The organism is Pseudomonas sp. ES4, from assembly GCF_050586665.1.
GTDB classification, from domain to species: Bacteria; Pseudomonadota; Gammaproteobacteria; order Pseudomonadales; family Pseudomonadaceae; genus Aquipseudomonas; species Aquipseudomonas frederiksbergensis.
The window spans coordinates 1-24,147 of the sequence record NZ_JBOBDO010000014.1 but is presented as its reverse complement, the minus strand read 5'-3'; the positions used below and the strand labels follow the sequence as shown (position 1 = coordinate 24,147).

At 59.7% G+C, this 24,147-nt stretch carries 26 protein-coding genes; 22 read left to right on the top strand and 4 right to left on the bottom strand.

What is annotated here, in order from left to right; genetic code table 11:
• Positions 1 to 142: 142 nt before the first annotated feature.
• From acpP to ACQ4OB_RS16450, 22 genes are all read left to right on the top strand, one after another.
• Complete coding sequence (gene acpP, locus ACQ4OB_RS16555; RefSeq protein ID WP_003442511.1) at positions 143 to 379, top strand: acyl carrier protein; 237 nt, start codon at positions 143 to 145, stop codon at positions 377 to 379.
• Positions 380 to 488: 109 nt separating this feature from the next.
• Entirely contained in the window at positions 489 to 1,733 is a 1,245-nt protein-coding gene (gene fabF / locus ACQ4OB_RS16550; RefSeq protein ID WP_008152330.1) for a beta-ketoacyl-ACP synthase II, read from the top strand.
• A complete protein-coding gene (pabC, locus tag ACQ4OB_RS16545; protein WP_074878978.1) occupies positions 1,733 to 2,548 on the top strand; it encodes an aminodeoxychorismate lyase in 816 nt (271 codons plus the stop codon). The genes fabF and pabC overlap by 1 nt, the downstream gene beginning before the upstream one ends.
• A 3-nt stretch (positions 2,549 to 2,551) precedes the next feature.
• Positions 2,552 to 3,817 carry an endolytic transglycosylase MltG gene (mltG, locus tag ACQ4OB_RS16540; RefSeq protein WP_102614831.1) on the top strand — a complete coding sequence of 422 codons (1,266 nt, stop codon included), beginning with the start codon at positions 2,552 to 2,554 and terminating at the stop codon, positions 3,815 to 3,817.
• Positions 3,818 to 3,836: 19 nt separating this feature from the next.
• The gene (gene tmk / locus ACQ4OB_RS16535; protein WP_102614830.1) at positions 3,837 to 4,469 is read left to right on the top strand and encodes a dTMP kinase; all 633 of its coding nucleotides are present in this window, start codon (positions 3,837 to 3,839) and stop codon (positions 4,467 to 4,469) included.
• Positions 4,462 to 5,451: a DNA polymerase III subunit delta' gene (locus ACQ4OB_RS16530; protein WP_430956060.1), complete on the top strand. Its 990-nt coding sequence runs from the start codon at positions 4,462 to 4,464 to the stop codon at positions 5,449 to 5,451. The genes tmk and ACQ4OB_RS16530 overlap by 8 nt, the downstream gene beginning before the upstream one ends.
• A gap of 42 nt (positions 5,452 to 5,493) precedes the next feature.
• Positions 5,494 to 5,850 (top strand): PilZ domain-containing protein, encoded by a 357-nt coding sequence (locus tag ACQ4OB_RS16525; RefSeq protein ID WP_074878972.1) that lies wholly within the window; start codon positions 5,494 to 5,496, stop codon positions 5,848 to 5,850.
• A gap of 14 nt (positions 5,851 to 5,864) precedes the next feature.
• Positions 5,865 to 6,650 carry a TatD family hydrolase gene (locus tag ACQ4OB_RS16520; RefSeq protein WP_074878970.1) on the top strand — a complete coding sequence of 262 codons (786 nt, stop codon included), beginning with the start codon at positions 5,865 to 5,867 and terminating at the stop codon, positions 6,648 to 6,650.
• A gap of 342 nt (positions 6,651 to 6,992) precedes the next feature.
• Positions 6,993 to 7,631: a TetR/AcrR family transcriptional regulator gene (locus ACQ4OB_RS16515; RefSeq protein WP_008152317.1), complete on the top strand. Its 639-nt coding sequence runs from the start codon at positions 6,993 to 6,995 to the stop codon at positions 7,629 to 7,631.
• 139 nt (positions 7,632 to 7,770) lie between these two features.
• Positions 7,771 to 8,739: a GTP 3',8-cyclase MoaA gene (locus tag ACQ4OB_RS16510; RefSeq protein WP_074878968.1), complete on the top strand. Its 969-nt coding sequence runs from the start codon at positions 7,771 to 7,773 to the stop codon at positions 8,737 to 8,739.
• 160 nt (positions 8,740 to 8,899) lie between these two features.
• Positions 8,900 to 9,508, top strand: coding sequence for a DUF4823 domain-containing protein (locus ACQ4OB_RS16505; protein WP_074878966.1), 609 nt, complete (start codon positions 8,900 to 8,902; stop codon positions 9,506 to 9,508).
• A gap of 16 nt (positions 9,509 to 9,524) precedes the next feature.
• Complete coding sequence (locus tag ACQ4OB_RS16500; RefSeq protein ID WP_008152312.1) at positions 9,525 to 10,085, top strand: DUF1285 domain-containing protein; 561 nt, start codon at positions 9,525 to 9,527, stop codon at positions 10,083 to 10,085.
• A 127-nt stretch (positions 10,086 to 10,212) separates the two neighbouring features.
• On the top strand, positions 10,213 to 10,929 hold the full coding sequence (locus ACQ4OB_RS16495; protein ID WP_008152308.1) for a FadR/GntR family transcriptional regulator: 717 nt from the start codon (positions 10,213 to 10,215) through the stop codon (positions 10,927 to 10,929).
• Between the two features lie 145 nt (positions 10,930 to 11,074).
• Positions 11,075 to 11,950 (top strand): SMP-30/gluconolactonase/LRE family protein, encoded by an 876-nt coding sequence (locus ACQ4OB_RS16490; RefSeq protein WP_430956059.1) that lies wholly within the window; start codon positions 11,075 to 11,077, stop codon positions 11,948 to 11,950.
• A 198-nt stretch (positions 11,951 to 12,148) separates the two neighbouring features.
• A complete protein-coding gene (locus ACQ4OB_RS16485; protein WP_074878963.1) occupies positions 12,149 to 12,967 on the top strand; it encodes an SDR family oxidoreductase in 819 nt (272 codons plus the stop codon).
• 122 nt (positions 12,968 to 13,089) lie between these two features.
• Positions 13,090 to 14,094: a substrate-binding domain-containing protein gene (locus ACQ4OB_RS16480; protein WP_430956058.1), complete on the top strand. Its 1,005-nt coding sequence runs from the start codon at positions 13,090 to 13,092 to the stop codon at positions 14,092 to 14,094.
• Positions 14,095 to 14,159: 65 nt separating this feature from the next.
• Positions 14,160 to 15,704 (top strand): L-arabinose ABC transporter ATP-binding protein AraG, encoded by a 1,545-nt coding sequence (gene araG / locus ACQ4OB_RS16475; protein WP_430956057.1) that lies wholly within the window; start codon positions 14,160 to 14,162, stop codon positions 15,702 to 15,704.
• Between the two features lie 9 nt (positions 15,705 to 15,713).
• On the top strand, positions 15,714 to 16,682 hold the full coding sequence (araH, locus tag ACQ4OB_RS16470; protein ID WP_033056977.1) for an L-arabinose ABC transporter permease AraH: 969 nt from the start codon (positions 15,714 to 15,716) through the stop codon (positions 16,680 to 16,682).
• Between the two features lie 196 nt (positions 16,683 to 16,878).
• Entirely contained in the window at positions 16,879 to 17,592 is a 714-nt protein-coding gene (locus tag ACQ4OB_RS16465) for a GntR family transcriptional regulator (protein ID WP_074878956.1), read from the top strand.
• The gene (locus ACQ4OB_RS16460) at positions 17,589 to 18,587 is read left to right on the top strand and encodes an ADP-ribosylglycohydrolase family protein (protein WP_430956056.1); all 999 of its coding nucleotides are present in this window, start codon (positions 17,589 to 17,591) and stop codon (positions 18,585 to 18,587) included. The genes ACQ4OB_RS16465 and ACQ4OB_RS16460 overlap by 4 nt, the downstream gene beginning before the upstream one ends.
• Before the next feature lie 221 nt (positions 18,588 to 18,808).
• On the top strand, positions 18,809 to 20,275 hold the full coding sequence (locus tag ACQ4OB_RS16455; protein WP_430956055.1) for a purine-cytosine permease family protein: 1,467 nt from the start codon (positions 18,809 to 18,811) through the stop codon (positions 20,273 to 20,275).
• Positions 20,268 to 21,197, top strand: coding sequence for a PfkB family carbohydrate kinase (locus tag ACQ4OB_RS16450; RefSeq protein ID WP_102614857.1), 930 nt, complete (start codon positions 20,268 to 20,270; stop codon positions 21,195 to 21,197). Before ACQ4OB_RS16455 ends, ACQ4OB_RS16450 begins: the two co-directional genes overlap by 8 nt.
• A 130-nt stretch (positions 21,198 to 21,327) precedes the next feature.
• Here ACQ4OB_RS16450 and ACQ4OB_RS16445 read toward each other — a convergent pair whose 3' ends face one another.
• The 4 genes from ACQ4OB_RS16445 to ACQ4OB_RS16430 all read right to left on the bottom strand — a co-directional run bounded on the left by ACQ4OB_RS16445 (position 21,328) and on the right by ACQ4OB_RS16430 (position 24,108).
• Positions 21,328 to 21,708, bottom strand: coding sequence for a Rho termination factor N-terminal domain-containing protein (locus ACQ4OB_RS16445; RefSeq protein ID WP_074878948.1), 381 nt, complete (start codon positions 21,706 to 21,708; stop codon positions 21,328 to 21,330).
• Positions 21,709 to 21,781: 73 nt separating this feature from the next.
• Positions 21,782 to 22,036, bottom strand: a complete 255-nt coding sequence (locus tag ACQ4OB_RS16440; protein WP_074878946.1) for a hypothetical protein — start codon at positions 22,034 to 22,036, stop codon at positions 21,782 to 21,784.
• A 100-nt stretch (positions 22,037 to 22,136) separates the two neighbouring features.
• Positions 22,137 to 23,342, bottom strand: a complete 1,206-nt coding sequence (locus ACQ4OB_RS16435; RefSeq protein WP_430956054.1) for an MFS transporter — start codon at positions 23,340 to 23,342, stop codon at positions 22,137 to 22,139.
• Between the two features lie 112 nt (positions 23,343 to 23,454).
• Positions 23,455 to 24,108, bottom strand: a complete 654-nt coding sequence (locus ACQ4OB_RS16430; RefSeq protein ID WP_430956053.1) for an HD domain-containing protein — start codon at positions 24,106 to 24,108, stop codon at positions 23,455 to 23,457.
• Between the last annotated feature and the right edge of the window lie 39 nt (positions 24,109 to 24,147).

Below are 24,147 nucleotides of genomic sequence, written 5' to 3'. Positions count from 1 at the left end.
TTATAAAGCTGCAATCTATTTATAGGCAGAGGGTCGTCGGGTTTGAGGAGTGAAGCTTTCAGTTGAAAAACTGAAAAGTCTTTCTATACACTTACCCACTGGCCAGCTGCCTGAATTTGTCCATTAGGAGTGAAAACAAGGTATGAGCACCATCGAAGAGCGCGTCAAGAAAATCGTTGCTGAGCAACTGGGCGTTAAAGAAGAAGAAGTGGTCAACACTGCTTCCTTCGTTGAAGACCTGGGTGCCGACTCCCTTGACACCGTTGAGCTGGTGATGGCTCTGGAAGAGGAATTCGAGACCGAAATCCCTGACGAAGAAGCTGAGAAGATCACTACTGTACAAGCCGCAATCGATTACGTTACTAACCACCAGGCTTAATAGCTTGTAATCGTTGCTTGCTGTCATGGAAAAACCGCACTGCCATCACGGCGTGCGGTTTTTTCTTTAGGCCTGATGCAAAGTCGTCATTTGAAAAAAGGAGAGTGCTGTGTCGCGTAGACGCGTCGTAGTCACCGGTATGGGTATGTTGTCGCCACTGGGCACGGATGTGCCGAGCAGTTGGCAGGGCATTCTGGCTGGCCGCAGTGGCATTGGTCTGATCGAACACACCGACCTTTCTGCCTATTCCACCCGTTTTGGCGGCTCGGTAAAGGGCTTCAATGTCGAGGAATACCTGTCGGTCAAGGAAGCTCGCAAGCTCGACCTGTTCATTCAGTACGGTCTGGCCGCAGGTTTTCAGGCAGTTCGTAACGCCGGTCTGGAAGTCACCGACGCCAACCGTGAGCGCATCGGCGTGGCCATGGGTTCGGGTATCGGCGGACTGACCAATATCGAAGAAACCAGCCGCACGCTGCATGATTCCGGCCCACGACGGATTTCTCCGTTTTTCGTGCCTGGCTCGATCATCAATATGATTTCCGGTTTCCTGTCCATCCATCTGGGCGCACAGGGACCTAACTACGCCATCGCCACCGCATGTACCACCGGTACGCACTGCATCGGCATGGCTGCACGCAACATCATGTACGACGAAGCCGACGTGATGATTGCCGGCGGCGCTGAAATGGCCGCTTGCGGTCTGGGCATGGGCGGCTTCGGGGCCTCCCGCGCATTGTCGACCCGCAACGACGAACCGACCCGTGCCAGCCGTCCATGGGACAAGGGCCGTGATGGCTTCGTGTTGTCCGACGGTGCCGGCGCTCTGGTTCTGGAAGAACTGGAACACGCCAAGGCCCGCGGCGCGACGATCTACGCCGAGCTGATCGGCTTTGGCACCAGTGGCGATGCCTACCACATGACTTCGCCACCAGCGGATGGCGCGGGTGCTGCACGCTGCATCACCAATGCGCTGCGCGATGCCAGGATCAACGGCGATCAGGTTCAGTACATCAACGCCCACGGCACCTCGACGTCGGCGGGCGACCTTGCCGAAGCCTGTGCGATCAAGTCGGTATTCGGCGATCACGCTTACAAGCTGGCAGTCAGTTCGACCAAGTCCATGACCGGTCACCTGTTGGGTGCGGCGGGCGCGGTCGAGGCGATTTTCAGTGTGCTGGCGATCAACAGCCAGGTAGCGCCGCCGACCATCAACCTTGATGAGCCGGACGAAGGTTGCGACCTCGATTTCGTACCGCATACCGCGCGCAATATGGATATCGACGTGGTGCTGTCCAACTCCTTCGGGTTTGGCGGTACCAACGGCTCGCTGGTGTTCCGTCGGTTCGCTGACTGATGGACAGCTGGGTCGACGGTCAGCCGGCTGACGCTTTGTCGCTGAAGGATCGCGGCCTGGCTTACGGTGATGGTCTGTTCGAGACCATCGCTGTACACAACGGCAGCCCGGTGCTGCTGGATCGGCATCTAGTGCGCTTGGTCAAGGGTTGTCAGCGGTTGGCAATCAATCTCGATCATCCGGCTGTCTGCACAGAGTTACTGACCTACGCCCAAGCGTTGGGCGAAGGTGTGCTCAAGCTCATCGTCACCCGTGGCGAAAGCGCCCGCGGCTATGCGCCCGATCCTTCGGCCCAGGCGCGCCGCATCATGCTCGGCAACCCTCCTGCGGTTTATCCTGTTGCCCATGCGGAGCAGGGCGTTCGCCTGTTTCCCTGTGCGACGCGGCTTTCCAAACAGCCTCTGCTCGCCGGACTCAAGCATCTGAACCGTCTTGAGCAGGTCATCGCCCGCTCCGAATGGCAAGACACCGATCATGCCGAAGGCTTGATGCTCGATCAGGCCGGACGTGTCATTGAAGGCGTGTTCAGCAATCTGTTCCTGATTCGCGATGGCGTGCTGATCACGGCTGATTTGAAGCGCTGCGGCGTGGCTGGTGTGATGCGTGCCGAATTATTGTTTCAAGCCGAGTCATTGGGGATCGCCACACAAATCACCGATATCACCCTCGATCAGCTGCAATGGGCTGATGAAGTCTTTGTCTGCAACAGCGTGTATGGCGTTTGGCCGGTGCGCGCCTATGCCGCACTAAGCTGGCCGGTTGGGCCGCTCACCCGTAAACTCCAAACCATTGCCCGCGCGCTACTGGATGCTTGATACGTGAGACGTAAATTGTTGCTGCTGCTGGAAACCGGACTGGTTCTGGCGGGGCTGTGTCTGGGCGCTTCTGCCTGGAAAATTCATTCGGCGCTGGAACAGCCGCTGAACATCACCCAGGAAGAGCTGCTGGAAGTGCCCAAAGGCACGACACCGACCCGCACTTTCTATCGACTCGAAGCCGATGGCGTCATCAAGGACGCTTTCTGGCTGCGGGTCTATTGGCGTTTCAATCTCGCCAAACAACCGTTGCACAAGGGCGAGTACCGCATGCGGCCCGGCATGACCGTCGAAGGCCTGATTGACCTGTGGAAACGCGGGGAAATGGTTCAGTACAGCCTGACGCTGGTCGAAGGCTGGAATTTTCATCAGGTCCGCGCTGCTCTGGCCAAGGATGAAAAACTCGAAAAGACCCTCGACGGTTTGAGTGATAGCGAGGTGATGGACAAACTCGGCCACAGCGGGATTTTTCCGGAAGGGCGATTCTTCCCTGACACCTATCGCTTCGTGCGCGGCATGACCGATGTCGAACTGCTGAAAAAAGCCTACGACCGCCTCGACGAAGTCCTCGCCAAGGAATGGAGCCAGCGCGCCGCTGACGTGCCGTACACCGAGCCCTATCAGGCACTGATCATGGCCTCGCTGGTGGAGAAGGAAACCGGCGTGCCGCAGGAGCGCGGGCAAATCGCTGGCGTGTTTGTGCGGCGCATGGAAATGGGCATGTTGTTGCAGACTGATCCAACCGTGATCTACGGCCTCGGTGATCGTTACAACGGCAAATTGACTCGTGCCCACCTCAAGGAACCGACGCCGTACAACACCTACGTGATTTCGGGACTGCCGCCGACCCCGATCGCCATGGTCGGCCGCGAAGCGATTCATGCAGCGCTGAATCCGGTGCCGGGCAATAGCCTCTATTTCGTTGCGCGTGGTGATGGCAGCCACGTGTTCTCCGATGATCTGGACGCGCACAATAACGCTGTGCGGGAGTTCCAGATCAAGCGCCGTGCAGACTACCGCTCCAGCCCGGCGCCGACCACGGCGCCAGAGGCGATGGATGAGCAGGCACCGATTCCGGCTGCTTCACCCGACACAGTCCTCGAGGCTGTGCCGCAAGTGTCGCCGCAAGAGCCTGCTCAGGCGGCGCCACCAGAATCGCAAGCGCCTGAGCCTTCGCCATCACCGGAGCCGGCGCAAGAACCCGCTCAAGAACCCGCAGCTGCCCCCGCGCCCGAACCGGATGCAGCCGCGCCGCAAAGCCCGCAATGACCCTGACTAAGGACTGCCTGTGACTGGCTTGTTTATTACCCTGGAAGGCCCGGAAGGGGCCGGCAAGAGCACTAATCGCGAATACCTGGCCGAGCGCCTGCGCGCCGCGGGTATCGAGGTCGTGCTGACTCGCGAACCAGGCGGTACGCCGTTGGCCGAACGAATCCGCGAAGTGCTGCTGGCGCCGGTTGACGAAGTCATGAACCCCGACACCGAGTTGCTGTTGGTGTTCGCCGCGCGAGCCCAGCATCTGGCCGAGGTGATTCGCCCGGCACTGGCCCGCGGTGCGGTGGTCCTGTGTGATCGCTTTACCGATTCGACCTATGCCTATCAGGGTGGCGGCCGCGGCCTGTCGCTGGAGCGCATCGCGACGCTGGAAGCCTTCGTGCAGGGCGATCTGCGCCCGGACCTGACGTTGATTTTCGATCTGCCGGTGGAAGTGGGCCTGGCCCGCGCCAGCGCTCGCGGTCGTCTGGATCGTTTCGAGCTCGAAGGCCGAACCTTTTTTGATGCGGTGCGCAGTGCTTTCCTCAAGCGTGCTGAGGCGGATCCTGCGCGTTATGTCCTGGTCGATGCCGCCCAGCCGCTGACGCAGGTTCAGCAGGCGCTGGATGCCTTGCTGCCGCGTCTGCTGGAGTTGACCCGTGGCTGAAGCCTATCCGTGGCAGGACAGCCTCTGGCAGCAGTTGGCCGGTCGCAAGCAACATGCCCACGCTTATCTGCTGCATGGCCCGGCCGGGATCGGCAAACGCGCGCTCGCCGAGCGCTTGATGGCCAGTTTGCTGTGCCAGCGCCCGAGCCCCGCCCACGATGCTTGCGGCGAATGCAAATCCTGTCTGTTGCTCAAGGCCGGCAGTCACCCCGACAACTACATTCTGGAACCGGAAGAAGCCGATAAGGCGATCAAGGTCGATCAGGTTCGTGATCTGGTCAGCTTCGTGGTTCAGACCGCGCAGATGGGCGGTCGCAAGGTAGTGCTGATCGAGCCGGCGGAGTCGATGAACGTCAACGCCGCCAACGCCTTGCTCAAAAGTCTTGAAGAACCCTCCGGTGATACCGTGTTGCTGCTGATCAGTCACCAGGCCAGTCGTTTGCTGCCGACGATCAAGAGCCGCTGTCAGCAGCAGGCCTGTCCGCTGCCGAGCGAAGCCATGAGTTTGGCCTGGCTGGCGAAGGCTTTACCGGACTGCTCGGAAGAAGAACGCATCGAGTTGCTGACGCTGGCTGCCGGTTCGCCACTGGCCGCCGTCAACTTGCAGGCCCAGGGCGTGCGCGAGCAGCGGGCGCTGGTGGTCGATGGCGTGAAGAAATTGCTCAAGCAGCAACAGTCACCGACGCAACTGGCCGAAGGCTGGAATGCGATTCCGCTGTTGCTGTTGTTCGACTGGTTCTGCGACTGGTCGAGCCTGATCCTGCGCTATCAGCTGACTCAGGATGAAGAAGGCCTGGGACTGACGGACATGCGCAAGGTGATTCAGTACCTGGCGCAGAAAGCCGGCCAGGACAAAGTCCTGAATATCCAGGACTGGATCCTCGCCCAGCGCCAGAAAGTGATGAGCAAAGCCAACCTCAACCGGGTGTTGTTGCTGGAGGCGCTGTTGGTGCAATGGGTAGGTTTGCCTACCCAGAAGTGACCGTCTGTGCCTAGAATCTGAGCATCAGCAACGGAGGTCAGCATGAATGAACTCGTCAATCCGGGGCCGCGCAACGGCATTTTGTCCCTGACGATCAAGGACAAGTCCGTGCTTTACGCGGCCTACATGCCGTTCATCAAGAATGGTGGCCTGTTTATCCCGACCAACAAGAGTTACAAGTTGGGCGACGAGGTATTCATGCTGTTGAGCGTGATGGACGAGCCGGAGAAGATTCCGGTCGCCGGCAAGGTCACCTGGATCACCCCAAAAGGTGCGCAGGGTAACCGGGCCGCCGGGGTCGGCGTACAATTCAACGATGGCGACAATACCGCGCGCAGTCGAATCGAAACCCATCTGGCCGGAGCCCTCAAGTCCGACCGTCCCACTCATACGATGTAAGTTGCAGCCCTTTTATGCTCGTAGATTCCCATTGCCACCTTGATCGCCTTGACCTTGCCGCCCACGACGGCTCCCTGGATGCTGCACTGGATGCGGCCCGTCTGCGCGGGGTAGGGCACTTTCTGTGTATTGGCGTCAGCGTCGAGAATGCCGCCGACGTCAAAGCCCTGGCCGAACGTTACGACGACGTCGATTGTTCAGTTGGCGTGCATCCGCTGGACGTGCAACCGGGCGCCGCGCCAGCATTGGACTGGCTGTTGCGCGAGCTCAATCACCCGCGTGTGGTCGCGATCGGTGAAACGGGCCTGGATTATCACTACGAACCGGAAGCGGCAGAGTTGCAGCAGGCGTCGTTTCGCCTGCATCTGCAAGCGGCACAGCAGACGGGCAAACCGGTGATCATCCACACCCGTGGTGCCCGCGCCGATACGTTGAACCTCCTGCGTGAAGCGGCGCTGCCCCAGGCGGGCGTGCTGCATTGTTTCACCGAAGACTGGGACATGGCCAAAGCGGCGCTGGACATGGGGTATTACATTTCCTTGTCCGGGATTGTCACTTTCCGCAATGCCGACGCCCTGCGTGACGTAGCCAGCAAGGTGCCCGCTGATCGTTTGCTGGTGGAAACCGACTCGCCTTACCTGGCGCCGATCCCTCATCGCGGCAAGCCGAACCTGCCGCAGTACGTGCGCGACGTAGCGGAATTTCTGGCAATGTTGCGAGGGGAGCCCTACGAGCGGTTTGCCGAGCAAACCACCGAGAACTTCAAGCGCCTGTTTCCGTTGGCACATGTGAAAGGCTAAATCGCAGGCAAAAAAAACCCGGGTTCTGGGGGGTGAATCCGGGTTAAGACCATTAGGAGTAAAACAAAGGCACGCGGTCCGTTGGTACCTATATCGGCGCAACACTTGGGGGAGATGTCCCGCCGACAGTTGAAGTATTGATCAGTATCGCGCCGAGTCCAGTTTAGCGGCGTCGGTTTTTAAACAAATTTGGAATACGGGCGCTTCGGTTGAGTTCTCATTAATCTGCGAGACTGGCGGAATTCACCAAGAAACACATATATGGTTGGATGATCCGTGCATTTTTGCGCAAGTTAGGCATAATACGCGGCTTCGAATTTTGACCCCTACAGACCTTTTCTTATGCATAAAGAACCTCGTAAGGTCCGTGAGTTTCGTCGCCGCGAGCAAGAAATTCTCGATACCGCGCTCAAGCTGTTCCTCGATCAAGGTGAAGACAGTGTCACCGTCGAGATGATTGCTGATGCCGTCGGTATCGGCAAAGGCACGATCTACAAGCACTTCAAATCCAAGGCCGAAATCTATCTGCGCCTGATGCTCGATTACGAGCGCGATTTGAACGAGCTGTTGCATTCGGCCGATGTCGACAAGGACAAGGAAGCCCTGTCCCGGGCCTACTTCGAATTCCGCATGCGCGACCCTCAACGCTATCGGTTGTTCGATCGCCTGGAAGAAAAGGTGGTCAAGGGCAACCAGGTGCCGGAGATGGTCGAGGAGCTGCACAAGATCCGCGCCTCGAACTTCGAACGTCTGACCCTGCTGATCAAGGGCCGGATCAGCGAAGGCAAACTCGAAGACGTACCGCCTTACTTCCATTACTGCGCATCCTGGGCGCTGGTGCACGGCGCCGTGGCGCTGTATCACTCGCCGTTCTGGAGCAATGTGCTAGAAGATCAGGAAGGTTTCTTCCAGTTCCTGATGGACATCGGCGTGCGCATGGGCAACAAACGCAAGCGCGATACCGACACTCCGAGCAGCTGAACCATTCAGTTGCCTTATTGCGCCATGATTTCGCTACGTGGCGCAGTACCGCAGGAATATACTCAGGCATAGGACTTGCCAAAACTTGATTTGTGAGTCAAGTTTTAGCGGTCCGAATATTCTTCCGCCGGAGTAGTCCATGATCGTTGACCGTCAAGGCAGGCGTTTTCGCAATTTGCGAATCAGTCTGACTTCAGCCTGTAATTACGCTTGTACCTACTGCGTGCCCAACGGCAAACGGTTGGTCGCTGCGCAGGATGAATTGTCGGCCGAGGCCATGGCGCGTGGCGTGGCCTATCTGATTGAAGCTGCCGGCATTGAGCGTTTGCGCATCACCGGCGGCGAGCCGCTGGTCAGCCCCAAACTCGAAACCTTCATGACCGCTGTCGGGCAGATGGGCCTGGCGGACATCAGCCTGACCACCAACGGTCAGCTGCTGGCGAAAAAGCTGCCACTGCTGGTGGATGCCGGCATTCGTCGCATAAACGTTTCCCTCGATACCCTGGATGCGAGCGCTTTTCGCAGCATTGCCCGTGGCGGCGATCTGGCGACTGTGCTCGACGGTATGGATCAAGCCAGCGCCGCCGGCTTGAAGATCAAGGTCAATATGGTGCCGCTGCGTGGGCAGAACCTCGATCAAGTGATGCCGCTACTCGATTACTGTCTGGAGCGCGGCTATGAGCTTCGCTTCATCGAGTTGATGCGCATGGGCCACCTGGCCAGCGACTCCAATGCTTTCCTGCAGCAGTTTGTCAGCCTTCAGCAGTTGCTGAGCCTGATCGGCGAGCGCTACGAATACCTGCAGGCCGATGCGCCGGTAGATGCCACCGCCGTGCGTTATGAAATTCCGGGGCAGGGCTACTTCGGCGTTATCGCCAACGAAAGCGTTCCTTTCTGCCGCACCTGTTCGCGGCTGCGTCTGTCCTCCACGGGCTGGCTGCATGGCTGCCTGTCGTCGAGCAACCGCCACTATGTCGGCGACCTGCTGGACAAGCCCCGTCATCAAGCGTTGCCCGCCTTACAGAGACTCCTGGTGAAAGCCTTGGGCGATAAGCAGGAAGTGGCGTTCTCCGGTGGCGCGACCATCATGAAAATCATCGGCGGCTGAACCCGATCCCTGTAGCAGCAGCCTCGCAGGCTCGACAGCTGCTACAAACCGAATGCGTCCTTCGACAGCTGCAACGAGATTGTGTTTCTCCCGAGCTGGCGCGGAAGCTGCATCCCATGGCCATTCGCCGGTTTTCCGTCACCGGCCTCTGGAGGGTAGGATGCGTAGCCTGGTTTTGCTGCTGGCCGTTTTGGCGCTTGGTGGCTGCATGAATGTCAGCGATCTGGCTGAAGGGACTCGCTACCACATGAGCGACGCGGGGCTGCTCGACCATAGCGACAGCCGCCGGGTGAATAACCTGCGCATCCAGCCGGACTCTTTCGTCTATATCGCCCAGGGCGCCTTTGTGCCGCCAGGCAGTACTGCCTACCCACGACCTAACGTGATTGCCGAAGTCGCCTTCGATGGCTTTGTCGAATACTTCCCCATGGTCCGCCGCGCCCGTGCCCCGGAAGGTCTTGATCAAGCCATGGGCGAAGCCCGTGCCGCCGGTGCCCATTACCTGCTCTATACCCGGTTCGCCAAGTCTGATGACCGTATCGGCAACTCGGACGAGTGGCTCGATCAGGAAGCCCTGGATCGCCTCGGTATCGATGGTGGCGTGATTCAGATCATGTTGATCGAGACCAGCACCCAGTATTTGATTGATACTGCACGTATCAAGAGTCGTGGCGGTTTACTGACGTTCCACGACAAAAAGCCAGAAGACCTGATGGGCCCGCCGCTGGAACAATATGCGCGCAGCCTACTGGGGCTCAGCGACCAGTAATTCAAAGGAGAACGCCATGAGTGGCCCGCAAAAAGCCAACGACCTGTTGGGGCAAATCCCCAAAACCAAAGGCTTGCCGCCGGTCCACCTGTGGAACCCCGATTTCTGCGGCGACATCGACATGCGTATCGCCCGTGACGGCACCTGGTACTACCTGGGCACGCCGATCGGGCGCAAGCCGATGGTCAAGCTGTTCTCCACCATCATCCGCCGCGATGGTGACGATTACTTCCTTATCACCCCGGTCGAGAAGGTTGGCATCAAGGTCGACGATGCGCCCTTCGTGGCGATTGCCGTGGATGTCGAAGGCGAGGGTGAAACCCAGGTCCTGCGCTTCACCACCAATGTTGACGAGACCGCCGAGGCCGGTCCCGAGCACCCCATGCGTGTGGTGATCGACCCGGTCACGCAAGAACCTGCGCCCTACGTGCATGTGCGCACCAACCTCGAAGCTCTGATCCACCGCAACGTGTTCTACCAACTGGTGGAGCTGGCCGTCACCCGTGAGATCGACGGGCAACGCTGGTTAGGCGTGTGGAGCGCTGGCGAGTTCTTCCCCATCGGGCTTGAGCCGTAAACAGAAAAAAACTGTGCATGCTTGATGTGTGTTGGCGCTGAAAATTCAAATTGACACCCAATCGTATGATGATTAGCGTAGACACCTATCGCGAACGGCTTTTTGCCGTCCCTGAATCGAGGTGTCCATGTCCAGCAGTTTTCATGCGTCGACGGTCGATTGGCTGGGTTGCTGGATCGCCACGGGGCAGGTCAAACCCGGTGAGACGCTCAAGGTCGAGGCCGACCTGGGCGAGCAGCTCGGTGTCAGCCGCACCGTAATCCGCGAAGCCATCAAAACCCTGGTCGCCAAGGGCATGCTCGAAGTCGGGCCCAAGGTCGGCACGCGGGTGTTGCCGGTGCGCCGCTGGAACCTCTTCGATCCGCAAGTCGTAGGCTGGCTGTCGCGCAGCGGCTTGCCGGAAAACTTCGTCGACGACTTGCTCGACCTGCGCCGCACCATCGAACCCATGGCCGTACGCTGGGCTTGCGAGCGCGCTACCGTCGAGCAGGTTCACGCCATCCTTCAGGCTTACAACGCATTGGAGCGGGCAGTGGACAGCGGTATCGATTACAACCGTGCCGACCAGTTCTTCCACGAGTGCATCCTCGCTGCCAGCCACAATCAATTTATCGAACAAATGGTCCCGGCCCTCGGCGCGCTGCTGGCGGTGTCCTTCGAAGTGTCCGCCGCCGACCCGGACGAACTGCGCCGCACGCTGCCGATTCACAAAGACATGGCTGAGGCCATCGCCGCCCGGGATGCCGCGCGGGGAGTCTGGGCCTGCATGACCCTGATCGATAATGCCGACCTGGCCATCAAGCGCTTCTACCCGCAAGTCATGGCTGACAAGAAGGCCAGCTGACAATACAAAACCCTGTGGGAGTGAGCCTGCTCGCGATGGGGGCATTACATTCAGCATCAATGTTGACTGTTACACCGCTATCGTCGGAACGCCGCCCGGAGAAGGCTCGCTCCCACAAAAAAACAAGAACAACGCAGGAGGTTTCATGGAATGGACCGCGGTTACCGAGCACCGGGCACGATTGGGCGAAAGTCCGTTTTGGGATGCGCCGACCCAGGCGCTGTACTGGGTTGATATCGCCGGTCAACAGGCGCTGCGGCTGATCGGCGCCAACGTGCAGATCTGGCAGATGCCCGAGCATGTGTCCGCCTTCATTCCCTGCGAAAGCGGCGATGCGCTGGTGACGTTGAACAGCGGCGTGTATCGCCTCGATCTGGATTCCCCCGGCCTGGAGCCACGATTGACCTTGCTCTGCGTCGCCGATCCGCAACCCGGCAATCGCGCCAATGAAGCCCGATGCGATGCTCAGGGCCGGCTCTGGCTCGGCACCATGCAGAACAACATTGGCGAGCAGGGTGAAGATGTGCCCATCGTCCGGCGTTCCGGTGGCCTGTTTCGCATCGATCGAGATGCTCGGGTCACGCCGTTGCTTCGAGGGTTGGGCATCCCTAACACATTGCTGTGGAGCGACGACGGGACCACCGTCTATTTCGGTGACAGCCTCGACAACACGCTCTACCAGTACTTCATCCGCACCGACGGCAGCCTCGACCCGGCCCACATCTGGTTCGGGCCGTATGAGCGCGGCGAGCCGGATGGCTCGGCAATGGATGCCGAAGGTTATATCTGGAACGCCCGCTGGAATGGCAGCTGTGTGCTCAGGCTGACCCCGGACGGGCAGGTCGATCGCGTGATTGAACTGCCCGTCAGCCGTCCCACCAGTTGCGTATTCGGCGGTGAAGACTTCAAAACCCTGTACATCACCAGCGCTGCGAGCCCGCTCAATCATCCGTTGGACGGGGCGTTGCTGTCGGTTCGAGTCGATGTGCCCGGAAAGGCCTGCACACGGTTTGTGGGGTAAATCCCAAAATATGGGATGTAAAATTATATATTGAGATTATTTGGCGGTCGGGTTTATAGTCGGCTCCATCAGTTACACGCACTCACACTTAAAAAAACAAAACAGGTGAAGTGATGCAGCGATTTTCCAAAAAGCCTTTTGACCGGACATCGACAGATGCCCGGTTTTTGTCGTGCCTTCAAAAAGGAGTCTTGATCCATGGCTGAACCTCTTTCCTTGCCACCAGTGCCCGAACCACCAAAGGGTGAGCGCCTGAAAAACAAGGTGGTGCTGCTGACCGGTGCTGCGCAGGGCATTGGCGAGGCGATTGTCGCGACCTTCGCTTCCCAGCAGGCCAAGCTGATCATCAGCGATATCCAGGGTGAGAAAGTCGAAAAAGTCGCGGCTCAATGGCGGGACAAAGGCTTTGATGTGCAGGCAATCAAGGCTGACGTTTCCAACCAGCAAGACCTGCACGCCATGGCCGGACTGGCGATCGAGCTGCACGGTCGCATCGATGTGCTGGTCAACTGCGCCGGGGTCAACGTGTTCCGCGATCCGCTGGAAATGACCGAGGAAGACTGGCGTCGTTGCTTCGCCATCGACCTCGATGGCGCCTGGTACGGTTGCAAAGCGGTGCTGCCGCAGATGATCGAGCAAGGCATTGGCAGCATCATCAACATCGCCTCGACCCATTCCACTCACATCATTCCCGGTTGCTTCCCGTACCCGGTGGCCAAGCACGGTTTGCTCGGCCTGACCCGCGCCCTGGGCATCGAGTACGCGCCGAAGGGCATTCGCGTCAACGCCATCGCGCCGGGTTACATCGAAACCCAATTGAACGTCGATTACTGGAACGGTTTTGCCGACCCGCATGCCGAGCGACAGCGCGCGTTCGATCTGCACCCGCCACGTCGTATCGGTCAGCCGATCGAAGTCGCCATGACCGCCGTTTTCCTGGCCAGCGATGAAGCGCCGTTCATCAATGCCTCGTGCATCACCATCGATGGCGGTCGCTCGGTCATGTACCACGACTGAGTCAATCGGATTTCAGGCGCGGAACTACGCCTGAAATACAATCATCATACGATATGACTATTAGCTGCACAGTTTGATTGGCTTTCAAATAACGCTCAAAAAAAATAACAAGGAGTCAGCTTATGAATCGTCGTCGTGGGATCCGTTCCCTGTGCTGTGCCGCTTTGGCGGTCACCGCGGTCAGCCTGAGCAGTTCGTTGCTGGCGGCCGAGGAAGTGAAGATCGGTTTTCTGGTCAAGCAGGCGGAAGAGCCCTGGTTCCAGACCGAATGGGCATTTGCCGAAAAGGCCGGGAAAGAGAGGGGCTTCACCGTCATCAAGATCGCCGTGCCGGATGGCGAGAAAACCCTCTCGGCCATTGACAGCCTCGCCGCCAACGGCGCCAAGGGCTTTGTGATCTGCCCGCCAGACGTGTCCCTGGGCCCGGCGATCATGGCCAAGGCCAAGCTCAACGGTTTGAAAGTCATCGCCGTCGATGACCGCTTCGTCGATGCCAGCGGCAAGTTCATGGAAGACGTTCCGTACCTCGGCATGGCCGCGTTCGAAGTCGGCCAGAAACAGGGCAACGCCATGGCCACTGAAGCGAAGAAACGTGGCTGGGACTGGAAAGATACCTACGCGGTGATCAACACCTTCAACGAACTCGACACCGGCAAGAAACGCACCGACGGTTCGGTCAAAGCGCTGGAAGACGCCGGCATGCCGAAAGACCACATCCTGTTCTCGGCGCTGAAAACCCTCGACGTACCCGGCAGCATGGACGCCACCAATTCGGCACTGGTGAAACTGCCGAGCGCGGCGAAAAACCTGATCATCGGCGGCATGAACGACAACACCGTGCTGGGCGGCGTGCGCGCCACCGAGAGCGCCGGTTTTGCCGCGGCCAACGTGATCGGCATCGGCATCAACGGCACTGACGCCATTGGCGAATTGAAGAAGGCCAACAGCGGCTTCTTCGGCTCGATGCTGCCGAGCCCGCACATCGAGGGCTACAACACCGCCAGCATGATGTACGAGTGGGTCACCACCGGCAAAGAACCGCCGAAGTACACCGCGATGGACGACGTAACGCTGATCACTCGCGAGAACTTCAAGCAGGAACTGGAAAAGATCGGCCTCTGGAACTGAGGCGCGGTTGATTTCATCGGTGGCCCTGGCGACGGGGCTGCCTGATCTGTGTGAAGAGGTGGGTTATGCACGCGCAATCAAAAATACAACAACACAATACCGGCGGCAGCTTGCGCTTCAACGGGATCGGCAAGACCTTTCCCGGGGTGAAGGCGCTGGATGGCATCAGCTTCGTCGCCCATCCGGGCCAGGTTCACGCCTTGATGGGCGAGAACGGCGCCGGCAAATCGACCCTGCTGAAAATCCTCGGCGGGGCTTACACCCCCAGCAGCGGCGATCTGCAGATCGGCGAACAGGTGATGGTCTTCAAGTCCACCGCCGACAGCATCGGCAGTGGCGTCGCCGTGATCCATCAAGAGCTGCACCTGGTCCCGGAAATGACCGTGGCAGAGAACCTGTTCCTTGGTCATCTGCCGGCCAGTTTCGGCCTGATCAATCGCGGTGCGTTGCGGCAACAGGCATTGGCCTGTCTCAAAGGCCTGGCCGATGAAATCGATCCGCAAGAGAAAGTAGGGCGCCTGTCCCTCGGTCAGCGGCAACTGGTGGAAATCGCCAAGGCCTTGTCCCGTGGTGCGCATGTGATCGCGTTTGACGAACCGACCAGCAGCCTGTCAGCGCGTGAAATCGATCGGTTGATGGCGATCATCGGTCGCCTGCGCGACGAAGGCAAAGTGGTGCTTTATGTCTCCCATCGCATGGAAGAAGTGTTCCGCATCTGCAACGCGGTGACGGTGTTCAAGGATGGCCGCTTCGTGCGCACGTTCGAAGACATGAGCGAACTGACTCACGATCAGTTGGTGACCTGCATGGTCGGTCGCGACATTCAGGACATCTACGATTACCGCCACCGTCAGCGTGGCGCGGTGGCGCTCAAGGTCGACGGTTTGCTGGGGCCGGGTTTGCGTGAGCCGGTGAGTTTCGAGGTGCACAAAGGCGAGATTCTCGGGCTGTTCGGTTTGGTCGGCGCCGGTCGCACCGAGCTGTTCCGCATGCTCAGCGGGCTTGAGCGCAACACCGCCGGACGCCTGGAATTGCGCGGTCATGAACTGAAGCTGCGTTCACCCCGCGATGCGATTGCCGCGGGGATTCTGCTATGCCCCGAGGACCGCAAGAAAGAGGGGATTCTGCCGCTCGCCAGCGTCGCCGAAAACATCAACATCAGCGCCCGCGGCACCCACACCACCTTCGGCTGCCTGTTGCGCGGCTTGTGGGAGAAGGACAACGCCGACAAGCAGATCAAGGCGCTGAAAGTGAAGACGCCCAACGCGGCGCAGAAAATCATGTACCTGTCCGGCGGCAATCAGCAGAAGGCCATTCTCGGCCGCTGGTTGTCGATGCCGATGAAAGTGCTGCTGCTCGACGAACCGACTCGCGGCATCGACATCGGCGCCAAAGCCGAGATCTACCAGATCATCCACAACCTGGCCGCCAGCGGCATCGCGGTGATCGTGGTCTCCAGCGACCTGATGGAAGTGATGGGTATTTCCGACCGCATCCTGGTGCTCTGCGAAGGCGCGATGCGCGGCGAGTTGTCTCGCGCAGAGGCCAATGAATCCAACCTGCTGCAACTGGCTTTGCCGCGCCAACGCGCTGACGGCGTGGCGAACTGAGAGGTGACTATGACAATTCAAAACAACGCTTTGCCCACCCAGCGCAAACCTCTGGATCTGCGGCGCTTTCTCGATGACTGGGTGATGCTGCTGGCGGCCGTCGGGATCTTCGTGCTCTGCACCTTGCTGATCGACAACTTCCTCTCACCACTGAACATGCGCGGCCTGGGCCTGGCGATTTCGACGACAGGGATTGCCGCTTGCACCATGTTGTATTGCCTGGCGTCCGGGCATTTCGATTTGTCGGTGGGCTCGGTGATTGCCTGCGCCGGCGTGGTTGCAGCGGTGGTGATGCGCGACACCGACAGCGTGTTTCTCGGTGTGGTGGCGGCGCTGTTCATGGGGCTGATCGTCGGGTTGATCAACGGCATCGTGATCGCCAAGCTGCGGGTCAATGCGTTGATTACCACGCTGGCGACCATGCAGATCGTTCGCGGCCTGGCTTACATCTTCGCCAACGGCAAAGCGGTCGGCGTGTCGCAGGAGCAGTTCTTCGTCTTCGGTAATGGCCAGTTGTTGGGTGTGCCGGTGCCGATCCTGATCACCATCGTCTGCTTTCTGTTTTTCGGCTGGCTGCTGAATTACACCACCTACGGGCGCAACACCATGGCCATCGGCGGCAACCAGGAAGCGGCGTTGCTGGCCGGGGTGAACGTTGACCGGACCAAGATCATTATCTTTGCCGTGCACGGGTTGATCGGGGCGTTGGCCGGGGTGATCCTGGCGTCGCGCATGACGTCCGGCCAGCCGATGATTGGCCAGGGTTTTGAGCTGACGGTGATCTCGGCGTGCGTGTTGGGCGGGGTGTCGTTGAGCGGCGGGATCGGCATGATCCGGCATGTGATTGCCGGGGTGCTGATTCTGGCGATCATCGAGAATGCGATGAACCTGAAGAATATTGATACCTTCTACCAGTATGTGATTCGCGGTTCGATCTTGCTGCTGGCCGTAGTGATCGACCGCCTCAAACAACGCTAACCCCCCGCTAACTGATCGTTCCCACGCTCCGCGTGGGAATGCCTCAATGGACGCTCCGCGTCCGCTTCGGCAGGACGCGGAGCGTCCCGGGCTGCATTCCCACGCGGAGCGTGGGAACGATCATGTGTAATTCCTTCCGTCATTTCCCCTAAATATTCCTTGCTCGCCCCAGCCCGTTTCGAGTATCTCTTTGTACATGATTAGACAGGTACGATTTGACAAGAAACAACGGGTGGTCGACGAACTCATCCGGCGCATCGAAAGCGGCCTCATGGAGGACGGTTTTCTGTTGCCGGGCGAGCATCAATTGGCTCAAGAATTCAAAGTCAGCCGCGGCACGCTGCGCGAAGCCCTGGCTGAGTTGAAACGGCGCAACTACATCGCGACGCAAAGCGGGGTGGGCTCCATCGTCACCTTCGACGGCGTGGTGCTCGATCAACGCAGCGGCTGGGCCCAGGCCCTGGCCGACAGCGGGGCGCTGATCAATACCGAAGTGCTGCGGCTGGAGGCGGTCACCCGTCCTGACCTGTTGCCGCGTTTCGGCACCGACCAATTCATCACCCTCGACCGTCGCCGTCGTTCCAACGAAGGCAAGCTGGTCTCCCTTGAACGCTCATTGATGCCCGCCACCGGAGGCCTGGAAAGCCTGCCGCGGGTCGGCCTTATCGACAACTCCCTGACCATCACCCTGGCCGCCTACGGCTATATCGGCGAGCGCGGCGATCAATGGATCGGCGCCGAACCGTTGAACGCCGAAGACGCCGAACTGCTCGGTCGTCCGGAGGGCACGGTGTTCCTCAAGGCGTTGCGCACCACCTACGACCGGAAAAACCGCTTCATGGAACAGGTCGAAAGCTTGCTCGACCCGGTGCATTTTCGCCTGCACCTGCAGTTTGGAGAGTCAAAGTGACCGAGCTCAATCGTGCATTGGGCGCGTTCTATGGACTGGCCCTGGGCGATGCGCTGGGCATGCCGACCCAATCCCTGAGCCGTGCCGAGATCAAGGTGCGCTTCGGCGAAATCACTGGCCTGGAAGACGCAGGCCCCGATCAACCGATCGCCGCCAACATGCTCAAAGGCTCGATCACCGATGACACCGAACAGGCGATTCTGGTTGGCCAACTGCTGGTTGAGGGAGAGGGCCGGATCGAACCGGCGCTGCTCGCCCAACGGCTGATCGAATGGGAAGCGGCGATGCAGGCCAAGGGCTCGCAAGACTTGCTCGGCCCTTCGACCAAACGTGCCATCGAGATGATCCTCGCCGGCCACTCGCCGGAAGAAGCGGGGCGCTACGGCACCACCAATGGCGCGGCGATGCGCATCACGCCGGTGGGGATTGCGGCGGATGTCGCCAAGCCTGAGCAATTCATCAACGCTGTCGTGCAGGCTTGCCAGGTCACCCACAACACCACGCTGGGCATTTCCAGCGCGGCGGCAGTAGCGGCGGTGGTCTCGGCCGGTATCAACGGCATGGACCTGGGCGAAGCATTGAACCTCGGCCAGCAAATCGCTCTGCAAGCTGAATGCCACGGTAACTGGGTGGCGGGCGGACGCATCGCCTCGCGCATCAGTTGGGCGCGGACCATCAGTGTCGACAGCGACAAGGCACTGCTGGCGGATTTGATGTACGACGTGATCGGTACATCTGTGGCTTCACAGGAATCGGTGGTGGTCTCGTTTGCCCTGGCCCAGCAAGTGGCCATTGGTGAAATGAACGCGTTCGAAGCGCTGTGCATGGCCGCGAGCCTTGGCGGCGACACGGACACCATCGCGGCGATTCTCGGCGCCATGCTTGGGGCCTGCCTGGGTCTTGAGAGCTGGCCGGCGGCGATGATCGACAAGGTCAAAGCTGTCAATGACCTGGAGCTGGAACCGTTGGTGCAGGGGCTCTTGGCCTTGCGTTGACAGCACTGGCGCCATCGCGAGCAGGCTCGCTCCCACAGGGATAGTGCAAACCTTGAGGTACACGCCGTACCTGTGGGAGTGAGCCTGCTCGCGATGAGCGCGCCGCCTGCTTGATTTGATAACCCGCAACGGAAAGCACAAACACGGCCAGGACCGCCGAAATGTTATGTCGTCTTCCGCAATTGCCCACAACCACAACAAAGGCAACAGGAGCATTTCACATGAGTTCATCGAACACCGGGCAAAGTGCCGGGCAACTGGAAACCCGAGGCATCGAGCCGGTGCCGGAAGCGGAGTGCAACGGTTATCCGTTGCAGCTGTTCTGGGTCTGGTTTGCGGCCAACATCTCCATCCTCGGCCTGCCGCTGGGCGCAACCCTTGTAGCCTTTCGCGGCTTGGCGATCTGGCAGGCGATCATCGTCGCGATCCTCGGCGCCGCCGGTTCCTTCGCGGTGGTCGGGATCATCTCCATTGCCGGTCGCCGTGGTCGCGCCCCGAGCCTGACGTTGTCGCGAGCGATTTTCGGTGTACGCGGCAACATCGGCCCGACCCTGGTCTCGCTGATGTCGCGTCTGGGCTGGGAAACCGTCAACACCACCACCGCCGCGTTCGTGTTGCTGTCGCTGTGCTCGATCCTGTTCGGCTCGCCGGTGGAAGCCAAAAGCGCACCCGTGCTGACGTTGATCTTCATTGCGATTTTCGTGCTGCTGACCCTCTCGGTGTCGGGTCTCGGTCACGCCACCTTGCTGGTGATCCAGAAGTGGGCAACCTACGTGTTCGGTGCGCTGAACATTCTGGTCGGCGGCTTTCTCTGCGCCACCATCGACTGGAGCGCGGTGTTCAACGCCACGCCGGCACCGTTGAGCGCAATGATCATCGGCATCGGCACCATGGCCGCCGGCACCGGGATCGGTTGGGCCAACGCTGGTGCCGACATGTCGCGCTACCAGCACCGCAGCGTCAAAGCCGTGCGCCTGGTGGCGTCGGCAGCGTTTGGTGCGGGGATTCCGCTGGTGCTGCTGATCACCCTCGGCGGCCTGCTGTCAGTGGGCAACAATGACCTGGCCTCGGCCACCGACCCGATCATCGCGATCCGCGACATGCTGCCGACCTGGATGGCCGTGCCGTACCTGATCACCGCGTTCGGCGGGTTGCTGCTGTCGAACAACCTGTCGGTGTACTCGGCCGGTTTGACCACGCTGACCCTTGGCCTGAAGGTCAAACGTGTTTACGCGGTGGTCGTCGATATCGTTGCGATTTTTGCCGGTTCAATCTATTTCATGCTGATCGCCGACAGTTTCTACGGCCCGTTCATTACTTTCATTTCACTGCTGGCGGTGCCGATCACCGCGTGGGTCGGGATCTTCGTCGTTGACCTGATCCATCGTCATTACTACAGCCCCAAAGACCTGCTGGACGTCAGCCCGAGCAGCGCTTACTGGTACAGCGGCGGTGTCGAGTGGCGCGCCTTTGGTGCGTGGGCGCTGGCAATCGTGCTGGGCTTCAGTTTCACCACCATAGGCACGACCGAACAAACCGTGTGGTTCCGCGGCTTCCTGTCCGACTCCTGGCTGGGTCATAACGGCCTCGGCTGGATCGTGACGTTCCTGGTGGCCGGTGGCATTTACTGTGTACTCGGCGGCGCCAAGGATCGTCGCGCCGCGTTAGTTGAGAATGCTCATGCCTAGATTGCTGCACACCGGCCAGGTCATGATCGACCTGGTCATGGCCGTGGATAAACTGCCGCATTCGGGCGGTGACGTGCTGGCGCAATCTGCCAGTTTCGAGGCTGGCGGCGGCTTCAATGTGATGGCTGCTGCCCAGCGCAATGGCTTGCCGGTGGTTTACCTCGGTCGTCACGGCACCGGGCGTTTTGGTGATCTGGCGCGTGAAGCGATGAAGGCTGAAGGCATTCGGATTGGCATCACTCACCGCGCCGAACGGGATACGGGATTGTGCGTCGCGTTGACCGAAGCCTCGGCGGAGCGCAGTTTCATTTCCTATATCGGTGCCGAAGGTGAGCTGACGGCCGAGGATCTGGCCAGCGTGCCGGCCGAGGCGGGTGACTATGTCTACGTCAGCGGCTACAGCCTGCTGCATGGCGGCAAAGCCCAGGCGCTGGTGGATTGGGTGCTGGATTTGCCGCGAGGGATCAACGTGGTGTTCGATCCGGGCCCGCTGGTGGATTCGCCGGATGAGCCGTTGATGCAAGCCTTGCTGGCGCGCATCGATCTGTGGACCAGCAACAGCGTCGAGGCGCTGAAGTTTACTGGTGCGTCGGACATTGTCGAAGCCTTGAACCGGTTGGCCGATCATCTGCCGGCCAACGTGTTGATAGTGGTGCGTGACGGCCCGCAGGGGTGCTGGATCAACCAGCGTGGAGACTGCCAGCACGTGCCGGGATTCAAGGTCGAGGCGGTGGACAGCAATGGCGCGGGGGATGCGCATGCCGGGGTATTTGTGGCTGGGTTGGCGCAAGGATTGGTACCGTTTGAAGCAGCACGGCGGGCCAATGCGGCGGCGGCATTGGCGGTGACTCGATGGGGGCCGGCGACTTCGCCGGGGTCGGCTGAGGTGTATGCGTTAATCAGCCGGACGTTCGGTGCCTGATCGGCCGCCATCGTCGGAACGCCGCCCGGAGCAGGCTCGCTCCTACAGGGGGTTTGTGTCGTTCACAGATCCAGTGTGGGAGTGAGCCTGCTCGCGATGGGGCCATCCAATTCAACAAAAAACCCTGACCTTACCCAGCCTTGCGCAACGCCTCGATCAACTCCTGCTTGCGCATGCTCGATCTACCCGGAATCTTCTTCGCCCGGGCTTCTTTCATCAAGCTGTCGACGGTCTGGGTTTCGCGCGAAGCCTTGCTGTTACGCGAATGACCTTCACGGCTGGCCACCGCACGACGAGCTGATTCCTGGCGATCTTCGGCCTTGGCACTCGCCAGTTTCTTGCGTCCGGACCCACCTTTGCGCTCACCGCCTCCCGACTGCTTGTTGACGGTCGCCCAGGCCCGGGCTTCGGCTTCTTCTTTCGAGACACCTTTGTTCTCGTAGCTTTCTTCGATGTGTTCGGCCTTGCGTTTCTGCTCGGCGGTGTATTTGTCTTTGCTTCCACGAGGCATGGGATTTCTCCTGCTGCTTGTAGAGTCTGTCAAACGGTCGCAGCCGCGCACGACTGCGATCTGATTCGTCTTGCTAAACGTCCAGCTTGCGGGCCACTTCAACCCCTGCGGCACTAAGCTTGATCGGTAGATTCAAAGAATGCTCACCCTCTTCGTTGCAGATCACATGACCATGCTGGATCAATCCACGATCCTGCAGCGTGGCGAGGGTGCTGGCCACGACTCTCTCCCCCCGGTAATTGTCCAGGACCTCCTTGCCCAAACCGTTTGGATGGGCATGCAGCAGACGGGTCAGGACTTCTTTCTCAAGGTTTTTATCAACGTTCATGGTTACCTCTTGATGGGTGTGGATAGGTCCATTTAATAGAGTCCTTACCTGAGTTGGTCCGCCCCCGATTTGGATTGGTGCCTGATGAACGACGAACGGTCTAGGTCTGCTGCAACACTTTGCGGGTAACGGCTCGGCGCCAGGCCAGCCGGCCGACGCTGATCAGCCAATTCAGTACAGCAACCGCCAACACCGTGAGCAACAGCGTCGCCATCCCATGTTCCACGATGATTTTCCCGGCCAGCAACGGAAAGCCAAACACGCCGATAAAGTAGGACAGGCTGAACAGCAGCAAGGATTGCGCGGTGGTGCCGTTCGGCGTCTCGTTGGCCGCCAGGCCGTTGATCACCGAATAGGTCAGCCCGTAACCGACCCCGAGCATCACCGCCGCCAGCACGTAGCTGAATCCGTCGTCGACGACAAACCCGAACATCAGGATCGAACCCATCATCAAGCCCGACAGCAGGCAGGACGCCCGGAACGGGTCGCGCTTGACCACGAAACCGGCGATCAGCATGCGGCTGCTGATCGCAGCGCCCATGAAACCGAGGAAGAACAGTGAATAGTCGAGTGAACGCGCGGCAGCGTAGCTGGTTTGAAAACTCGACAGACCGCCGAAAACGCAACCGCCAAGCCCGACCATGATGATCGGGAATACCGCTTTGGACGACAGCACTTGCGCCGCTGCCCGCCAGGAAATTCGCGACACCGCTGCCGAGTGGGCCGGCGCTTTTTTCAGCTGCGAATCCAACCGCCAGAACAGTAATACGCCGATCAGGCTGGCCAGTGCCGCGAGGTAAAACGCCGCGGTCACCGGATACCCGAGGGCACTGGCGGCGCGGCCTAACAAGGGGCCGCTGCCGATCCCGGTCATCATGCTGCCCGACAACAGGGCAAAGTATTTCGCGCGTTGGGCAGGCGTTACCAGACTCGCCACGATGATCGGCCCGAGGGTGTAGAACACGCCCCAACCCAGCCCCAGCAATAGCCCGAAAAACAACAGCAGATTGCCGAAGCCTGGCGCCAGGGCAAAGCCCAGGCTGGCGGCCACCAGCAGAATGCCGAACAGCGCAATCGAGCGCGCCGCGCCGAGCAAATCGGACAAGTGGCCGGAGACGATCACCGCTGCAAACGTACTGAGCATCGCCGCCGAAATCACACTGCCGGCATCGTGCTCGTTACCGCCGCGGGCACCGATCAACAGCGACAGCAAAAAGGTCGAGCCATAGGACAGCGACAGCAAATAGCTGGCCAGGCAAAACAGGCCGAACAACCTGCTGGAGACTTGGGGTGTTGCGCTAGGCATGACGCAGTTCCTTGACCCGATAGAAGAGAGCTTCATCTATCTATCACGCAAGGCGTCGATGTTAGGTCTGAGGTTATTGATTTCAGGGTTAGTGTTGGCCGGAGTAAGGCCTTCAGCAGACGCCGATTTCTTCCTTGAACAGCTCCATGAAGCCCTTCAGGCGCTCGTGACGAATATGCGCCAGAGTTTGGCCGGTGGTCGTCTGGAACCCATCCGCCAGGTGCAGCAGTTTGGTCTGGAAATGGTCGAGGCAAAAACGTTTGTCATCGTATTCCCGGTCCTTCGCCTCGGGATCCTCTGGGTCGTACAAAGCGCTACCTATACGTCCGGCGATGTAAAAGGTCCGCGCCACGCCGAGCATGCCGAGGGAATCGAGGCGGTCGGCGTCCTGGATGATTTTCGCTTCGAGCGTGGTTGGCGCGATGTTGGCGGAAAAACTGTGCGCTTCGATGGCATGGGCAACTGCGCTGACTTTTGCGTCTGGCCAGGCCATGTCCACCAACAATTTCGATGCCTTCCCGGCGGCCAGCCGCGACGCCTGAGAACGCAGCGGTGAGTTCTTCTCTACCGCCACGCAATCATGCAAAAGCACGGCCGCGAGCAGCACCTCAAGATCGCCACCTTCTTCAGCGTGAAGCGTACGCACGTTGTGCCAGACCCGCTGCAAGTGCGAAAGATCATGGGCACCATCTTCCGACGGCTCCAGCGCGTGGGGCAGCAGTTGTGCAGCGAGAAGTTGCAGTGGCGCGAAAGCATCAGTGTTCATAAACATCCTGTTAAGCAGCGACATAACCCTGTAGCAGCT

What these genes read in the sequence shown, in the direction of transcription:
- acpP (WP_003442511.1), top strand. Translation starts at nt 143, where the DNA reads ATGAGCACCATCGAAGAGCGCGTCAAGAAAATCGTTGCTGAGCAACTG.
- pabC (WP_074878978.1), top strand. Translation starts at nt 1,733, where the DNA reads ATGGACAGCTGGGTCGACGGTCAGCCGGCTGACGCTTTGTCGCTGAAG.
- ACQ4OB_RS16525 (WP_074878972.1), top strand. Translation starts at nt 5,494, where the DNA reads ATGAATGAACTCGTCAATCCGGGGCCGCGCAACGGCATTTTGTCCCTG.
- ACQ4OB_RS16520 (WP_074878970.1), top strand. Translation starts at nt 5,865, where the DNA reads ATGCTCGTAGATTCCCATTGCCACCTTGATCGCCTTGACCTTGCCGCC.
- ACQ4OB_RS16515 (WP_008152317.1), top strand. Translation starts at nt 6,993, where the DNA reads ATGCATAAAGAACCTCGTAAGGTCCGTGAGTTTCGTCGCCGCGAGCAA.
- ACQ4OB_RS16510 (WP_074878968.1), top strand. Translation starts at nt 7,771, where the DNA reads ATGATCGTTGACCGTCAAGGCAGGCGTTTTCGCAATTTGCGAATCAGT.
- ACQ4OB_RS16505 (WP_074878966.1), top strand. Translation starts at nt 8,900, where the DNA reads ATGCGTAGCCTGGTTTTGCTGCTGGCCGTTTTGGCGCTTGGTGGCTGC.
- ACQ4OB_RS16500 (WP_008152312.1), top strand. Translation starts at nt 9,525, where the DNA reads ATGAGTGGCCCGCAAAAAGCCAACGACCTGTTGGGGCAAATCCCCAAA.
- ACQ4OB_RS16495 (WP_008152308.1), top strand. Translation starts at nt 10,213, where the DNA reads ATGTCCAGCAGTTTTCATGCGTCGACGGTCGATTGGCTGGGTTGCTGG.
- ACQ4OB_RS16490 (WP_430956059.1), top strand. Translation starts at nt 11,075, where the DNA reads ATGGAATGGACCGCGGTTACCGAGCACCGGGCACGATTGGGCGAAAGT.
- ACQ4OB_RS16485 (WP_074878963.1), top strand. Translation starts at nt 12,149, where the DNA reads ATGGCTGAACCTCTTTCCTTGCCACCAGTGCCCGAACCACCAAAGGGT.
- ACQ4OB_RS16480 (WP_430956058.1), top strand. Translation starts at nt 13,090, where the DNA reads ATGAATCGTCGTCGTGGGATCCGTTCCCTGTGCTGTGCCGCTTTGGCG.
- araG (WP_430956057.1), top strand. Translation starts at nt 14,160, where the DNA reads ATGCACGCGCAATCAAAAATACAACAACACAATACCGGCGGCAGCTTG.
- araH (WP_033056977.1), top strand. Translation starts at nt 15,714, where the DNA reads ATGACAATTCAAAACAACGCTTTGCCCACCCAGCGCAAACCTCTGGAT.
- ACQ4OB_RS16465 (WP_074878956.1), top strand. Translation starts at nt 16,879, where the DNA reads ATGATTAGACAGGTACGATTTGACAAGAAACAACGGGTGGTCGACGAA.
- ACQ4OB_RS16455 (WP_430956055.1), top strand. Translation starts at nt 18,809, where the DNA reads ATGAGTTCATCGAACACCGGGCAAAGTGCCGGGCAACTGGAAACCCGA.
- ACQ4OB_RS16450 (WP_102614857.1), top strand. Translation starts at nt 20,268, where the DNA reads ATGCCTAGATTGCTGCACACCGGCCAGGTCATGATCGACCTGGTCATG.
- ACQ4OB_RS16445 (WP_074878948.1), bottom strand. Translation starts at nt 21,708, where the DNA reads ATGCCTCGTGGAAGCAAAGACAAATACACCGCCGAGCAGAAACGCAAG.
- ACQ4OB_RS16440 (WP_074878946.1), bottom strand. Translation starts at nt 22,036, where the DNA reads ATGAACGTTGATAAAAACCTTGAGAAAGAAGTCCTGACCCGTCTGCTG.
- ACQ4OB_RS16435 (WP_430956054.1), bottom strand. Translation starts at nt 23,342, where the DNA reads ATGCCTAGCGCAACACCCCAAGTCTCCAGCAGGTTGTTCGGCCTGTTT.
- ACQ4OB_RS16430 (WP_430956053.1), bottom strand. Translation starts at nt 24,108, where the DNA reads ATGAACACTGATGCTTTCGCGCCACTGCAACTTCTCGCTGCACAACTG.